The 14,474-nt window shown below is 63.1% G+C and carries 19 protein-coding genes and 1 tRNA gene; 11 read left to right on the forward strand and 9 right to left on the reverse strand.

What is annotated here, in order from left to right; translation table 11 throughout:
* Positions 1–28: 28 nt before the first annotated feature.
* The 4 genes from SynM161_RS09440 to serA all read right to left on the reverse strand — a co-directional run bounded on the left by SynM161_RS09440 (position 29) and on the right by serA (position 3,443).
* Positions 29–415, reverse strand: a complete 387-nt coding sequence (locus tag SynM161_RS09440) for a hypothetical protein (RefSeq protein ID WP_115010139.1) — start codon at positions 413–415, stop codon at positions 29–31.
* Positions 416–514: 99 nt separating this feature from the next.
* Positions 515–814 (reverse strand): ferredoxin, encoded by a 300-nt coding sequence (locus SynM161_RS09445; RefSeq protein WP_006043345.1) that lies wholly within the window; start codon positions 812–814, stop codon positions 515–517.
* A gap of 155 nt (positions 815–969) precedes the next feature.
* Positions 970–1,857 (reverse strand): 50S ribosomal protein L11 methyltransferase, encoded by an 888-nt coding sequence (gene prmA, locus SynM161_RS09450; RefSeq protein WP_186541043.1) that lies wholly within the window; start codon positions 1,855–1,857, stop codon positions 970–972.
* Entirely contained in the window at positions 1,857–3,443 is a 1,587-nt protein-coding gene (gene serA, locus SynM161_RS09455; protein WP_186541044.1) for a phosphoglycerate dehydrogenase, read from the reverse strand. The genes prmA and serA overlap by 1 nt, the downstream gene beginning before the upstream one ends.
* A gap of 106 nt (positions 3,444–3,549) precedes the next feature.
* Between serA and SynM161_RS09460 the strand changes: the two genes are divergently transcribed.
* From SynM161_RS09460 to SynM161_RS09485, 6 genes are all read left to right on the forward strand, one after another.
* Complete coding sequence (locus SynM161_RS09460) at positions 3,550–4,050, forward strand: hypothetical protein (RefSeq protein ID WP_114989480.1); 501 nt, start codon at positions 3,550–3,552, stop codon at positions 4,048–4,050.
* Entirely contained in the window at positions 4,050–4,826 is a 777-nt protein-coding gene (locus tag SynM161_RS09465) for a photosystem II S4 domain protein (RefSeq protein ID WP_186541045.1), read from the forward strand. Before SynM161_RS09460 ends, SynM161_RS09465 begins: the two co-directional genes overlap by 1 nt.
* Positions 4,827–4,898: 72 nt before the next feature.
* Positions 4,899–4,970: transfer RNA gene (locus SynM161_RS09470), tRNA-Val, on the forward strand.
* A gap of 42 nt (positions 4,971–5,012) precedes the next feature.
* On the forward strand, positions 5,013–6,398 hold the full coding sequence (gene murD, locus SynM161_RS09475; protein WP_186541046.1) for a UDP-N-acetylmuramoyl-L-alanine--D-glutamate ligase: 1,386 nt from the start codon (positions 5,013–5,015) through the stop codon (positions 6,396–6,398).
* A gap of 85 nt (positions 6,399–6,483) precedes the next feature.
* Positions 6,484–6,930: an EVE domain-containing protein gene (locus tag SynM161_RS09480; protein WP_186541048.1), complete on the forward strand. Its 447-nt coding sequence runs from the start codon at positions 6,484–6,486 to the stop codon at positions 6,928–6,930.
* The gene (locus tag SynM161_RS09485; protein WP_186541049.1) at positions 6,914–7,642 is read left to right on the forward strand and encodes a hypothetical protein; all 729 of its coding nucleotides are present in this window, start codon (positions 6,914–6,916) and stop codon (positions 7,640–7,642) included. The genes SynM161_RS09480 and SynM161_RS09485 overlap by 17 nt, the downstream gene beginning before the upstream one ends.
* On the opposite strand, the gene SynM161_RS09490 is transcribed toward SynM161_RS09485, so the two are convergent.
* The 4 genes from SynM161_RS09490 to SynM161_RS09505 all read right to left on the reverse strand — a co-directional run bounded on the left by SynM161_RS09490 (position 7,594) and on the right by SynM161_RS09505 (position 9,089).
* Positions 7,594–7,839: a DUF2811 domain-containing protein gene (locus SynM161_RS09490; RefSeq protein ID WP_186541050.1), complete on the reverse strand. Its 246-nt coding sequence runs from the start codon at positions 7,837–7,839 to the stop codon at positions 7,594–7,596. The two genes, SynM161_RS09485 and SynM161_RS09490, sit on opposite strands and share 49 nt — an antisense overlap.
* Before the next feature lie 313 nt (positions 7,840–8,152).
* Positions 8,153–8,524, reverse strand: coding sequence for a DUF1818 family protein (locus SynM161_RS09495; protein ID WP_186541051.1), 372 nt, complete (start codon positions 8,522–8,524; stop codon positions 8,153–8,155).
* Between the two features lie 10 nt (positions 8,525–8,534).
* Positions 8,535–8,762, reverse strand: coding sequence for a DNA-directed RNA polymerase subunit omega (locus SynM161_RS09500; RefSeq protein WP_025362489.1), 228 nt, complete (start codon positions 8,760–8,762; stop codon positions 8,535–8,537).
* 42 nt (positions 8,763–8,804) lie between these two features.
* Positions 8,805–9,089 carry a hypothetical protein gene (locus tag SynM161_RS09505; RefSeq protein WP_186541053.1) on the reverse strand — a complete coding sequence of 95 codons (285 nt, stop codon included), beginning with the start codon at positions 9,087–9,089 and terminating at the stop codon, positions 8,805–8,807.
* A 62-nt stretch (positions 9,090–9,151) separates the two neighbouring features.
* Here SynM161_RS09505 and SynM161_RS09510 point away from each other — a divergent pair, with 62 nt between their 5' ends.
* The 3 genes from SynM161_RS09510 (at position 9,152) to SynM161_RS09520 (ending at position 11,925) form a co-directional block, all read left to right on the forward strand.
* On the forward strand, positions 9,152–10,726 hold the full coding sequence (locus SynM161_RS09510) for an Hsp70 family protein (RefSeq protein WP_186541055.1): 1,575 nt from the start codon (positions 9,152–9,154) through the stop codon (positions 10,724–10,726).
* A gap of 101 nt (positions 10,727–10,827) precedes the next feature.
* Positions 10,828–11,673 carry a hypothetical protein gene (locus SynM161_RS09515; protein WP_186541057.1) on the forward strand — a complete coding sequence of 282 codons (846 nt, stop codon included), beginning with the start codon at positions 10,828–10,830 and terminating at the stop codon, positions 11,671–11,673.
* Between the two features lie 30 nt (positions 11,674–11,703).
* A complete protein-coding gene (locus tag SynM161_RS09520; RefSeq protein ID WP_186542639.1) occupies positions 11,704–11,925 on the forward strand; it encodes a ferredoxin-thioredoxin reductase variable chain in 222 nt (73 codons plus the stop codon).
* Here SynM161_RS09520 and pyrR read toward each other — a convergent pair.
* A complete protein-coding gene (pyrR, locus tag SynM161_RS09525) occupies positions 11,909–12,460 on the reverse strand; it encodes a bifunctional pyr operon transcriptional regulator/uracil phosphoribosyltransferase PyrR (RefSeq protein WP_186542638.1) in 552 nt (183 codons plus the stop codon). The two genes, SynM161_RS09520 and pyrR, sit on opposite strands and share 17 nt — an antisense overlap.
* A gap of 107 nt (positions 12,461–12,567) precedes the next feature.
* Here pyrR and gpmI point away from each other — a divergent pair, with 107 nt between their 5' ends.
* The gene (gpmI, locus tag SynM161_RS09530; RefSeq protein ID WP_186541059.1) at positions 12,568–14,205 is read left to right on the forward strand and encodes a 2,3-bisphosphoglycerate-independent phosphoglycerate mutase; all 1,638 of its coding nucleotides are present in this window, start codon (positions 12,568–12,570) and stop codon (positions 14,203–14,205) included.
* A complete protein-coding gene (gene secG / locus SynM161_RS09535) occupies positions 14,205–14,435 on the forward strand; it encodes a preprotein translocase subunit SecG (RefSeq protein ID WP_006849683.1) in 231 nt (76 codons plus the stop codon). The genes gpmI and secG overlap by 1 nt, the downstream gene beginning before the upstream one ends.
* The last annotated feature ends 39 nt before the right edge of the window (positions 14,436–14,474 follow it).

Genomic DNA, 14,474 nt, shown 5'->3' on the forward strand with positions numbered 1-14,474 from the left:
CAATCAAAATCGTTCGTCCCCGGCGGCCTCAGGTCGTCGGGGCTTTTTGTTGGGGACTCACCTGCTCAGGGGCCATGGAGCTGGGATGGCGGCTGTACCACCACTCCTGCAGATCCCGGCTGAAACGAACGGAGAACAGGGTCAGCACTGTGGGTGTGGGTCGTCCTCCCGGCTGCAGCAGTTCCACGGCGTAGGAGGGGCAACGCCGGGCCGCCAGGTCGGGCACAAACCGCCGTCCGATCCGTCGCCAGCTCGGCTCCTTGCTGCGCCAGGCCAGACGACAGCAGGGCCAGGGCAGTTCTTCGCGATCAAACAACCGGCAACAGGGCCCGATGACGCGGAAGCTGTACTGACCGCCGGGGCTGGTGTGAACGCTGCCGGGCTCCAGAAGATCGTCGACTTCGGGGCGGCTCACGGCAGGAGAAGACAAGGGACACGCATGGAAGACGACCAGACCAAAAAAAACCACCCCCGAAGGGGTGGTTGAAGACACGTCCAGTTGAAGGACAGAGGCTCAATAGAGCTCTTCTTCGGCGTGGGTCTTGATGGTGCAGTCGCTGGTGGGGTAGGCGACGCAGGTCAGCACGAAACCAGCTTCGATCTGGTCGTCGTCCAGGAAGCTCTGGTCGGACTGGTCGACGGTGCCAGCGGTGATCTTGCCGGCGCAGGTGGAGCAAGCGCCAGCGCGGCAGGAGTAGGGGAGGTCGATGCCCTGCTCTTCAGCAGCGTCGAGGATGTACTGGTCGTCGGGCACTTCGATGGTCTTGTTCAGACCTTCGCTCTCGGAGACCAGGGTGACCTTGTAAGAAGCCATGATTGATGAATGCGTACAGGGTTCCGGAAAACCCGGTCCTGCAGAACGCCACATTTTTACTTCAAATAGGTGCTCAACCTGACGATTCCGGGGCAACTGGGGAGGAGGACCAATCGGAGACCCCACTCTGATAAGCCTGGCTTATAGGGCCAGGCCTAGCGGCGGCGGATCTCCAGCAGCCCCCAGCGGCCCTGTGCCGCCTCGGCGGTGACCAACCAGCCCAAGCCCCCCAGCACCTCCTTCAGGCGTGGTGCCTGATCCACCAGGAGCCCACTGAGCAGAGCGCGCCCATCGGGCTGAAGCAGCCCCTCGAAACCCGGGGAGAGGGCTTCAATCACCGGGGCCAGGATGTTGCAGAGCAGCAGATCAGCGCGGCGGGGCGCGAGCAGATCGCTCAGGGTCTCCACAGAACCGAGAGCCACCTGAAGCTCAGCCTCCGATCGGTCGTTGAGGCCGCGGTTGTCCGTTGTGGCACGCACCGCCAGGGAATCGGTATCAGCGGCCACCACCGACTCCGCGCCCAGACCCAGCGCAGCGAGGCCCAGCACCCCGCTGCCGCAGCCCAGATCGGCCACAAGCGCCCCAAGCGGAGGCGACTGTTCCAACGCCTCCAGGCAGAGCCGGGTGGTGGGGTGACTTCCGGTGCCGAAGGCACTGCCGGGGTCCATCTTGATCACCAGCCGAGCGGCATGCTCCGGAGGAACCTCCAGCCAAGCCGGCAGGATCAACAGCCCCGTACCGACAGGATCGGCCTGCCAATGCTGTTTCCAGCTGAGGCTCCAATCCTCGTCGGCCACATCGTCCCAGTGCCCATTGGGCAGGCTGAGTCCAAAGGGCTCCGCCAGCGGCTGCAGGCTGGCGACCAGCTCACGCCGCTGAAGCTCCGGCCACTCCGGCTTCGGGAGCCAGACCAACAGCGTCTTGCGATCAGGCGTTTCCGGAGCATGCTGCACCGCATGGCGATGCAGCCCAAGATCCGTCAGTTTCCACACCAGCGACTCCTCCAGCTCCGGAGGACACGGGAGTGTGAGACGCCACCACATCAGAGCGTGACCGGGTGTGCTTCCTGGATGCCATCGATGGCCGTGATCGTCTGCAGCAGATCTGCTGGGATCGGATCATCGATGCTGAGCACCATCACAGCATCGCCGCGAACGATTTTGCGGCCCACCTGCATGGAGGCGATGTTGACGTTGTGTTCGCCCAGCAGAGAGCCCAGGTGACCAATGATTCCGGGCATGTCCCGGTGCCGGGTGAACAGCATGTGGCTGCTGGGGGTCACATTCACCGGGAAGGCATCGATGCTGGTGATGCGCAGATCGCCATCGGCAAAAACGGCACCGGTGACGCTGCGGCTGCCCTGATCACCACGGGTGGTGATTTGCAATGAGCCTCCGGCGAAGTCGCGGCTGCTCTCATCTTTCACCTCCAGCACCTGAATGCCGCGGGCCTTGGCCTCGAGCGAGGCATTCACGAAGTTGATGCTGTCACCCAGACCAGCGCTGAGCAGACCCTTCAGGGCAGCAATCACCAGAGGCTGGGAGGGATGGCTGGCGAATTCACCTTGCAGGCGCAGTTCCATCTCCTTCACATGACCGCCAGCCAGCTGACTGACGAGCAGACCAACCGTCTCGGCGAGCTGGAGATGGGGCTTGAGCCGCTCCATGATCTCGGCGCTGAGGCCGGGAATGTTGACCGCACTGCGGGCCGGCAGACCCAGCAGCACATCACGGATCTGCTCCGCCACATCGATCGCCACATTCTCCTGGGCCTCTTCCGTCGATGCACCGAGGTGGGGCGTCAGCACCAGACCACGCTCCACCGCCCGCAGGGGGGAGTCTTCCGCCAGGGGCTCACTGGCGTACACATCCAAGCCCGCACCGGCGATCACACCGTTGTTGATGGCTTCAGCGATCGCCGCCTCATCCACCACGCCGCCGCGGGCACAGTTCACGATCCGCGCCGTGGGCTTCATCGTGCGCAGCAGCTCCGCATTCACCAGGTTCTCGGTGTCCTTGGTGCGCGGGATGTGCAGGGTGACGTAGTCGGCGGTGCGGAACAGCTCATCCAGCTCCAGCAGCTTCACCTGCATCCGTTGAGCCCGGTCAGCGGCAATGAAGGGGTCGTAGGCGATCACCTCCATGCCCATGGCCTGGGCAACCCGGGAGACGTGGGATCCGATCTTGCCGAGACCGACCACCCCCAGGGTCTTCTTGTAGAGCTCGTTGCCGACGTATTTCTTGCGGTCCCACTTGCCGGCCCGCATGCCGCCATGGGCCTGAGGGATGTGCCGCGAGAGGGTCAGCATCATCGCCAGAGCGTGCTCCGCTGCAGCGATGGTGTTGCCCTCCGGCGAGTTCACCACCAGCACACCCCGCTGGGTGGCGGCAGGCACATCAACGTTGTCGACGCCGACGCCGGCGCGGCCAATGATCTTGAGCCGGCCCGCCGCCGCGATCACCGCTGCGGTCACCTGGGTGCCGGAACGGATCATCAACCCGTCGTACTCACCGATGATCCCGATCAGCTCCTCCTCCGAGAGGCCGGTGCGCTGATCCACCTGCGCCACTTGGCCAAGGATGTCGATCCCGGCCTGGTCGATCGGATCGGAGACAAGAACTTTCGTCATCGAAAGGCGCAGAACTGCCGCGGTGAACTGTAGAGATCGACATCCACCAACCCCTCCACTTCTAAGCACAGGGTTCAGAATTCAGCGCATTGGATCTGAATGCCCCATGCCCGTCTGTGTGATGGTGATGGCCGATGCCCCTGCGGCAGAAGGCCTGACCCAGCGGCTCCGGGACACCGATCTGCCGCTGCTGAAGTGTCTGACCATCCCCCCTGATGGGGATGCCATCGACAAGGTTGCCCTGCTGAACCCCAACCTCACGCGCCAACAGCGGCAGCGAGGCATGGCCCGCTGGCTGATGCCCTTCGGTTTCCTGGCAGGGGTCACCTTCACCAAGATCACCACCCTCACCACCTTCGCCAGCTTTGGCCCCTGGGGCGAAACCCTGATCGGCGGCCTGCTGGGCATGGGCTCCGGTCTGATGGGGAGCTACGCCGCAGCTGCCAGCGTGGATTCAGACAACGATGCAGGCGTGCGGATCCTGCGCAACCGCCGCGACGAAGGACGCTGGCTGGTGCTGCTGGAAACACCTAATGGCATCGAAGCCCCCTGGCAGGTGATTCAAAAGTCGCGGCCGCAGCAGGTGGTTCGCCTCGACGACCTGTGATGCTGCCCCGGGAGGAGCTGCTGGCGGGGGCCCAGAACCCGGAAGAGCTGACGGTGCTGGTCGATCTCGCGGAGCAGGTGTTGCGCACCTGGCAACCGGCCTGGAGTCCCTTTCTCAGCGCACCGCTGCGGGAGGAAGCCTTGGCACGCCTGGGCAGCCTCAGTGAATTGACCTGGATCAGTGATGGCGGCTATCCAGGCGCCGAACGCCAACGGCTGCTCTGCCACCGTCGCGACGACAGCCCTGATCCAGCAGCCCCGGTTCAAGGCCTGCTGATTGAAGGCAATTTCCTCTTCGACCCCCTTTCCCCCGAGGACCTGCGCGAAGCGTTGAAGGCCATGGGCGTCGACGCAGACCACATCGGCGATCTCTGGGTGCGCGGCGATCGCGGCGGGCAAGGGATCTGCACCCCCAGTGCTGCCGAAACACTGCATGGCCGCCTGGGTGCCGTGCGCGAGGTGGAGATTCGCTGCGAATCTCGTCCCGTGGAGCAGTTGCAGCAGCCTGTGCAACGCAGCGTCCGCACCCTGCAGACGGTGGAAGCCTCCTGTCGCCTGGATGCGATTGCATCGGCTGGATTCGGGCTGTCCCGAGCCAAGATCGTGACCCACGTCAAAGCTGGGCGCCTACGGCTCAACTGGGGCAACGTGCGTCAAGCGAGCCGTGAACTGGTGGTAGGCGACCGGCTGCAGCTGCAGGATCGCGGCTCGGTGGAGGTGCTCTCGCTCACGCGCACCAAACGGGAGCGCTGGCGCGTTGAACTGCGCCGCAGTTGAGTTGAGCTGCCCACCAACTGCTACTGTTCAGCCTCGGTCGACGAAATCACGAGATTTCAAATGATCGATGTCGGGCGATTAGCTCAGGGGTAGAGCACTACATTGACATTGTAGGAGTCACTGGTTCAAATCCAGTATCGCCCACTTTCCCTGTCGGGACTGCGTTTTCGAACTTCAGACCTCGCGATGACACGCACGATTGTCGTTGGCTTGGGTCACTCAGGTTTGGGAGCTGCGCGTCTGCTCAAGCAGCAGAATCGCGACGTTGTTGTGTTCGAACGGGGCGATAACGAAGCCCTCCAACACACCTCGAAAACCCTCGCCAAAGAGGGCATTCAGGTGGTGCTGGGGCAGCCCCTGACCCTGGAGAGCTTTCACGCCTGGCGCGACAACCTGGACGCAGTGGTGATCGGCCCCGGCATCCCCTGGGATCATCCAACCCTGGTTGAGCTGCGATCCGAGGGCATCCAGGTGCGCGGCGAGATGGATCTGGCCTGGGATGCCCTTCAACAGATCCCCTGGATCGGCATCACAGGAACCAACGGCAAAACCACGGTCACCCATCTGCTCAACCACGTGCTGGAAGCCTCAGGCCTTACGGCACCGATGGGGGGAAACATGGGCCTCTCCGCCGCTGAACTGGCCTGCCAGATCAGCTCAGGGGCCACACCGCGGCCGGATTGGCTCGTGATGGAACTGAGCAGCTACCAGATTGAGGCGGCGCCCGCCGTGGCCCCCAAGATCGGCATCTGGACCACGCTGACCCCAGACCATCTCGAACGCCACGGCAGCCTGGAGGCCTACCGGGCCATCAAACGCGGGCTGCTTGAACGCTCGGCGTGCGCCCTCTTCAATGCCGATGATCCAGACCTGCGCCAGCAGCGCAGCAGCTGGAACCGCGGCACCTGGGTGAGCAGTGAGGGCGCGCGTCCGGACAACCAGCCCGCCGACCTCTGGATTGATGACGAGGGCATGGTGCGCAACACCACCACCCGCTTGTTTGCGGCTGATGCCCTGGCGATGCCGGGCTGCCACAACCGCCAAAACCTTTTGCTGGTGACCGCTGCCGCCCTCGAGGTCGGCCTCTCCCCCCAGCAAATCGCCGACGCCTTGCGCACATTTCCGGGCGTACCGCACCGGCTTGAGCAACTGGGCACGTTAGCAGGAGCCAGCGTGTTCAACGACAGCAAAGCCACCAATTACGACGCAGCCGAGGTTGGCTTGCGGGCCGTGCAGGGGCCCGTCGTGGTGCTGGCCGGGGGGCAGACCAAACAGGGCGACGCCAGTGGCTGGCTCGAGCAGCTGCACACCAAGGCCTGCAGCCTGATCCTGTTCGGTGCGGGGGCCGAGGAGCTGGCCAGCCTGGCCAAAACGGCTGGATACCCCGGCGAACTGCTGCAGTGCCTGGAGCTCGAGAGCGCTGTGAACCTGGCTGAAACGGCCGTACAGCGGCATCAAGCCTCATCGCTGCTGCTGTCACCGGCCTGCGCCAGCTTTGATCAATACCGGGATTTCGAGGCCAGAGGAGACCACTTCCGCACCCTGATCACCCCCCTGCTGGACGTCGCCTGAGACCAAACGAACGCAATGGGATGCATCTGGGCCTAACGGTCCGATGATGGTGTGAAACAAGCCTTGCGACGTGGCCTTCTGGTTGATGAAAAGCGAACCCGACGCCTACGGGATCGATGATCTGCGGCGCGAGGGCACCACGCTGTGGGACGGCATTCGCAACTACCAGGCCCGCAATTTCATGCGCAGCATGGAGGTGGGAGACCAAGCATTTTTTTATCACTCCAATTGCAAGCCCCCCGGGATCATCGGGCTGATGGAAGTGATGGAGACCGGCCTGGTGGACCCCACGCAATTTGATCCCACGGCCAAGTACTACGACCCCAAATCAAGCCCCGAGAAACCACGCTGGGACTGCGCACGCCTGCGATTCCTCGGCGAATTCGACGATCTGCTCAGCCTCGACCAGCTGCGGGAGCTCTACAGCGAAGAGCAGCTGCCCGTGATCAAACGCGGCAACAGGCTCTCGATCCTTCCGGTCCCCACCGATACCGCCAACGACCTCCTTTCACGGCTTGGCCAGCTCCACTGAAATCCCACTGGTCACGCTGCTGCCACGGGCCTGGATCGGCTTCAGCCGGGGGCCCTGGCGCTGTGTTGGCTTGGCGGCGCTGGTGTTGATCAGTGCCAGCGGCCCTGCGGTGATCGGCCACGACCTGCGCCTGGCGGGATCCCCATGGCTCAATCGGCTGGGGGACCTCTCAGTGTTGATCAGCCTGGTGCTTCCGCTGCTGCCTCTCCTGGGCCTGCTCCAACTGACGGATGGCCTGCTCCCCGACCGACGCGACGACCGCCCCCAACAGAGCTGGAGACAGCTGCTGCGCCAGGCCTTCACCCTGGTGCTGCTTGAGCTGGTGCTGGTGCTGGGGGGCGTCGGATTGATTCAGTCGTTGAGCTGGGCGCTCGGACGCTGGAGCACGGCCTTGGCAGGCCTGAGCGTGCTGCTGGGGGGAGTGGTGCTGCTGAGCTGGCTGTTCAGCCAAACCCTGGCCCTGCCCCTGCTCGTGCACGAGCGCTGCCGAGCGCTTCAGGCGATGGACCACAGCCGACAGCTGGTGCACCGCAATGGGCTCAAGGTGCTGGCGCTGCTGGGGATGCTGCTCGGCCTCAATCTTCTGGGGCTGATCGGGGCAACCCTGGGGCTGCTGCTCAGCCTCCCCTTCAGCGCGCTGGTGCTGATGGCCTGCTGCCGGCCTCAGACCCCATTGATCAGCGATTCCCGGCGGAACATATTTCCGACGTAAACCCGGGTGATCTCCCGCGATGCCTGGCCGTTCTGCACCAAGAAGCCGGCAAGCGCCGCCTGAATCAAACGGTATTGATCCCAGTTCGGATGTCCTTCGATGAACTGGTTCATGGCCTGCTGGAGGGGCTGTGGCACTTCCGATTGGAAACTCACAACACTGATCTCAGCCGCGGCTTGCTCAAGGCCTTCCGGCATCTTTTCTCTTCGAAACGAACACTAGTTCTCCACACCACGGCGCCGCCGTCAAGAACCCCCAACACGGGGCCATTCTCACGAATCTCCAAGCGAGATCCCTGCCAGAAAGCCGCTCCTGCACTGGTCGAAGCACCGGCTTAGACGGAACTGAGCAGCCCGCCGCCATCGTCAAGCAAAAACAACGACAAACGGGAGATTTCCACAGAAACCCGCCAGGGCGGCGTTAACGCCCCGCGACCTGTGGAAAAACTGTGCAGAGCACCAGGGAAAGGACGGGGGAAATCAATGACTCAAAAACGATTAGCTGGATTAATCAATGCTGCGAGTCCCACAACGTTCTCAAGGCCGCAACGGCCGCCGCCGCCGCTTGGGCCGGCCACTCCCCCTCCGCCGCACGTCCCTGCAGCGGGGTGAGCAGGATGCGCAGCTCCCATTGGCTGCGATCACCGCTCAAGCATCCCCACCACACGCCTCGATCCAGCTCCAGCTCGATCGATTCCTCGGGCATCAGTTGGTCAACCAGACCCCTGTGCTGCTGCTCCAGGGTTGCCACGAGATCCACCAGATCCCGCCACTCCGGCTCGGTCAACTCAAACGCCCAGCGTTCTCCTCCGATAAGAACGCAATACTCGCCGCGGGAGGGGTCGTGCGACACCCGCCAACCGTCCCCCTCCTGCTGGATCACAACCGATGGATCAACCAGGCAGCAAATCGGGCTGGTCTTGCTCGTCGCTCAATTCCACGATGGCCCGCTGCACCGGCTTGACGCTGGACTCCTCCAGCAGACCGTCAAAGTCGTCGAAGCGGCGCTGCTTGGCCCGGAAGGCAATACGCACCGTCGTCAGATAACGGTTGCTTGATTGACGAATCAAGCTTTCGCCACGTTTGGCGAGATCCTTGGAATCGACTCCGGCCGAAAGCACAGGCTTCTAGATCAAACAACTTGAGACTAAGCGGTGGCCGTCTCAGGCCAGCTGGTCGGTGTGAAAGGGCACGTGCATGGGGTAAGCCCGCTGACGGGAGCCTGGAACCCGCAACACGATCTGGCGCCCCATTCCCAAGGCCGCCAGGGGCAAGCGCAGATCACCGACCAAACCACTCAATTCCTCGAGATGTGCATCGTCGATGCACTCGATGCGGATGCTGCCCCAGCTGCGACGCATGCGACAGCTCCGCAGCGGCTCCAGCCTCTCCTGCAGTTCAGGATCTTCCCGGTAAAAGGAGAAGATCAGCTGTTGCAATCGATCCATCGCCGCCAGTCCCCCTAGTCTCATCCTGACTTCACCGTGCCCTGAGCACGGTCAGAGATCGCGTGGGCGAAGAAAAGCTTCAGCATTCAGACCAACGGGGCGGAACACTCGCCATCGATTTGGGCAGCACCACCACGGTGGTGGCCTATCAGGGAGCGACATCCACAACAGCCGATCTGCTGAACCTGCCCGCCATCTGCAGCCGGGCCGGTGAAATTCCCAGCCTGGTGTGGGAGGCATCCCAACGCCCCCTGATTGGCCGGCAGGTGCTCGAGTCAGGCCTCAATGACTCCGTGGACAGACGTCTGCATCGCGACTTTAAGGGCCGCATCGGTCAAGCGGATGCACCAGAGCAGGACGTAGCCCGCTGGGCTGGAGAACAGCTGCTTCAACAGATCTGGAGCCGGCTCCCCAGCGATCTCCCGGTGGAGCGGCTGGTGCTGACCGCCCCGGTGGAGTGCTATCGGGCGTATCGCAGCTGGTTGCTGCAGGCCTGCACCACGCTGCCGGTGGCCGAGATCGCCCTGGTGGATGAACCCACAGCAGCCGCCATGGGTGCAGGGCTTCCCGCTGGTTCCACTCTGCTGGTGGTGGACCTGGGCGGAAGCACCCTGGATTTGGCCCTGGTGGCTCTGGAAGGAGGGGAAGGTCGTGCTGCACCGATCGCCCAACTGCTGCGGCTGGGGGGGCGCAGCCTCGGGGACAACAGCCGCCAGATGCTGCGCACAGCAAAGGTTCTGGGCAAAGCGGGGCTGCGCCTCGGGGGCCGTGACATCGATCGCTGGATTGTGGACCGCTGTTGCCCGGGTCAACCCGCCAGCACCCCCCTGCTCAATGCTGCCGAACGGCTCAAATGCCGGCTGAGCGACACCGCCTTGGCCGAACGCGAGCCCCTGATGGAGTTGGCGGTGGATGAGCGGGAGCATGTGCTCCGCCTGTCGCGCAGCGAACTCAACGCGCTTCTGCTGGAGCGCGGCTTCGGAGACGCCCTCGAACAACTGCTGGAGAGCTGTCTCGCCGGCGGTCGCCGCAACAACTGCAGCCTTGAAGATCTGGAGGGCGTGGTGGCCGTCGGAGGCGGTGCCCAGCTGCCCCTCCTGCGCCAGTGGCTCTCCGAGCACACGGCGCCAGCGCCCTTGCTCACCCCGCCACCGGTGGAGGCCGTGGCCCTGGGTGCACTTCAACTCACGCCAGGGGTCGCCATTCGGGATGTGCTGCAACACGGCGTTTCCCTGCGTTTCTGGGATCAGCGCAGCAACAGCCACCGCTGGCATCCCCTCTTCGTGGCCGGTCAACCCTGGCCGAGCCCCGCCCCCCTGGAGCTGGTGCTGGCCGCCAGCCGCACCGGCCAACGCAGCTTGGAGCTGGTGCTGGGAGAGCCCATCCCCCAGGGGAGCCACAGCGTGGTCTTCATCAATGGTTTGCCGACCCTGCAGGAGCAGACCGCCGGGGAGGTCTCCCATCAGCCTTGGCCTGGCATCGAGCTGGTGCTGCCTCTGGAACCCGCCGGAGAGCAGGGCGAAGACTGCCTGCGGCTGCGCTGGAGCATTGATCAAGATGCGCAGCTTCAGCTGGAGATCAACGATCTGCGTTCAGGTCGGACGTGGTCCCAGTCAACGCTGGGGGCTGTCCGATAAGACCGACCCATAAAGACCGTCCGATAAGACGTCCGTCCACAGGCCCTTGGAACGGGAGCCGTCACTCCATAAAACAGAACCAACGTTCAGCTCCACCCTTCGTGGCGGCACCGCGTCAACTGCTGCTTCGGCTCTGGGGTGTTGGAACCCTGGGATTGGTGCTGGCGATTGCGACAGGTGCCTATTGGTGGGAACAACAACTGCCGAGGCGGCTGCAGAGCGCCCTCGCTGCCAACGACTACGAGGCCTGCATCCGCACCAGTGAGCAACTCGCCTCCCTGCGCTGGTTGGGGGAGGGCGCACCGGAGGAGCAGGCCCTCTGCCGCCAGAAGCACGCCGAACATCTCTGGGACCAAGGCGATTCGATCGCTGCCCTCACGCTGCAGAAACAATTGGTCGCATCGGGCCATGGCGACCTTGCCCTCCATCGCAAAACCCTCGAACGCTGGCGCCAGGCTCTGATGGATCAGGCGATTGCTCTGTTTCGTGAGGGAGACCTGCAGCAGGCACTCGCGTTGCTGGATCCCCTTAAAGGCAGCGCGCGCAGCTCCATCAGCCAACTCAGTGCAACGCTGATGGAGATCTGGAACCGCAACCAATTGGAACAGCGTCGGCTGGTTCAACTGGTGGAGCAAGAACGCTGGTGGGAGGCCTTGGACAGCCTCAACAAACTCGACCATCCCTGGTGGCAGCAGCGGACAAGTGCCACCCGTCAAGAGGTGGAGAGTGCCATTCAGGCCCTCGATGAGGCTCAGCAACACCAACAGCACCTAGCGGTGCGTGCCGACGTCATCAGCGGTGATCGGCTGGATGCCGCTGTCGAGGATCAGTTGCTCCAAGGTCTGGACCCCTGGACGGCCTTTTCGATGGGCTGCAGCGACCTTGGCGGTCGCGTCGAAGAGGACGGACCGGAAAGTTTCTGTCGACGCTCGTCCCCAAGCCCGTGACAAGATGAGTCCGTGGATGACTCAGGTGCAATGCAGGCGGGCGACAGGGTGACGGTGGAGGCATCCGTCGTTGTGTTCAACCATCCCGAACACCGGGGCAAAGCCTTTGACATGAAAGGGCAGACCGGAGAGGTGGCGAACGTTCTCAATGATTGGAGGGGTCGGGTGATCAGCCCAACGCTTCCTGTGATCGTTGCCTTCGGCCGCTACAAGGCCCATTTCCGCGCCGACGAACTCAAGCCTGCCGGCTGAATCGGCTGAGGAACACCCCCTCCTCACCATCAACATCCCTGAGGCGGAGCTCGATGGTTTCGCTGCGTCGGGTCGGCACAACGCGACCACAGAAATCAGGCTGAATCGGAAGCTCCCGATGGCCTCGATCCACCATGGCCAGCAACATCACCCGCTGCGGCCGCCCCCAGCTCTGCATGGCCTCCAGGGCGGCACGCACAGTCCGCCCCGTGAAGATCACATCGTCCACCAGAATCACCTGGCGGTCCTCAATGCTGGTGGGGAGAGTCGTGAGCTGGGGCAGACGGGTGCCGATGCGCTCCAGATCATCGCGATGGAACGTGGGATCAATGGCCCCCTGGGAGATGGCATGACCTGTCAACCGCTCCAATTCCCGCGCCAAAACCCTGGACAACTGAACGCCGCGGGTGGGGATCCCCAACAGCATCAACCGACGGCTGTCTTCGGCGCTCTCCAACACCTGCGACGCCAAACGCGACAGCGTTAGACCAAGCTCACGCTCCGAGAGAATTTCGATCCGTTCAGGGTCGGCCATGGAGGATTGAGCGCTGCGGGGTGTGGGAATTGGCTGAAACTGCAGCTTGAGGGCTGGCGTGGCGTTAAGTTGATTCTGCAAGAGTCCTTAAGAACCGTCGGTCGCGGGTGAACGTGGGGAAAAGCACTACCAACGGTTCAGGACGCTCCGGGACAGTGGCACCGGTCGTTCTCGCCATTCTTGATGGCTGGGGTTACAGGAACGCAAGCGAGCACAACGCGATTCAGCAAGGCGGCACTCCTGTGATGGATGCCCTGTGGCATGCCTATCCACACACCTTGATTGAGGCCAGTGGCTCCCATGTGGGCCTCCCCGATCAACAGATGGGTAACTCTGAGGTGGGCCACCTCACCATCGGAGCCGGCCGCATCATTCGCCAAGAGTTGGTGCGAATCAGCGACACGGTGCGCAGCAACCAACTGGGCGACACGCAGGCACTCAAGGAATTGGCAGAGCGCACCCAAGGTCGAGGCGGCACCTTGCACCTGCTCGGCCTCTGCTCCGATGGGGGCGTCCACAGCCACGTGGACCATCTCTGTGGACTGATCCAGTGGGCAGCGGACAGCGGCATCTCTGATGTCGCCGTGCATGCCATCACCGATGGTCGCGACACACCGACCCAGAGCGCACCGGGATACATCAGCCAGGTGGAAGCGGCCCTGAGCCGAAGCGGCGTTGGCCAGCTCGCCAGCCTCTGTGGCCGGTACTGGGCCATGGACCGGGACCAGCGCTGGGAGCGGATCGAAAAGGCTTACAACCTCTACACCGATCCCAACATCGCCGTCGACAGCCGAACGGCAGACCAGGTGCTGGCGGAGAGTTATGCCGGAGACATCACCGATGAATTCCTCGAACCGGTGCGGCTTCAGAACAGCCTCATCAAAGACTGTGACAGCGTTCTGGTGTTCAACTTCCGACCCGATCGCGCCCGCCAGATCGTGCAAGCGCTCTGCCTCCCCGATTTCAAGGGCTTTGAGCGCAGCCACACGCCGGAAGTGGATGTGGTCACCTTCACCCAGGTGGAACAAGACCTTCCCGTTCAAGTGGTCTTCCCCCCCGAGCCGCTCGACCAACTGTTGGGGCAGGTGGTGGCAGACGCTGGGCTGAAGCAGTACCGCACTGCAGAAACAGAAAAGTACCCGCACGTCACGTACTTCATGAACGGTGGCATCGAACAGCCACTGGCGGGAGAAGACCGTCACTTGGTGCCCTCGCCGAGGGTCGCCACCTACGACCTCTCACCGGCGATGTCGGCGGAGCAACTCACCGACAGCTGTATTTCAGCCATTGAGAAGGCGGACTATTCGTTGATTGTGATCAACTACGCCAACCCCGACATGGTGGGGCACACCGGTGTGATGGAGGCCGCCAAGGAAGCCATCCAAACCGTGGATGCCTGCATTGGCCGGTTGTTGGATGCGGTGGGACGCCAAGGCGGAACCATGCTGATCACGGCTGATCACGGCAATGCCGAATTGATGAAGGGTCCGGATGGCCAAGCCTGGACAGCTCACACCACCAATCCTGTGCCTGCGATCCTGATCGAAGGAGAACGGCGCAAACTGCCTGGCCATGGCAACGCCATCACACTGCGCGATAACGGGGGGCTGGCCGATATCGCTCCGACGTTGCTGCAAATTCTTGACCTTCCGCAACCGGCTGCCATGACTGGCCAAAGCCTGATTGCCCCCATGTCCAACATGGACCCCACCCCCAAGACCGCTCGCCTTCCTCTTTCCGTTTGATGCTCACCTCAATTTTGTCCTGGAGCTGGATCGGCACCGGCCTTCTGTTGATCGTCTTGGTGCTGCTGCATAGCCCCAAAGGTGATGGCATGGGTGGCTTGGCGGCAAGCGGCAGCTCCATGTTCAGCAGCGCCAGCAGCGCCGAAGCAACGTTGAACCGTCTGACATGGACATGCCTGGCGTTGTTTTTGTCCTTGGCTGTGATCCTGAGTGCTGGCTGGTTGAACTAAACCAACCCGCTCACAAACTCAATTTCCAGCACACATATT

The sequence above is a fragment of the Synechococcus sp. M16.1 genome (assembly GCF_014279895.1).
Taxonomy (GTDB): domain Bacteria; phylum Cyanobacteriota; class Cyanobacteriia; order PCC-6307; family Cyanobiaceae; genus Parasynechococcus.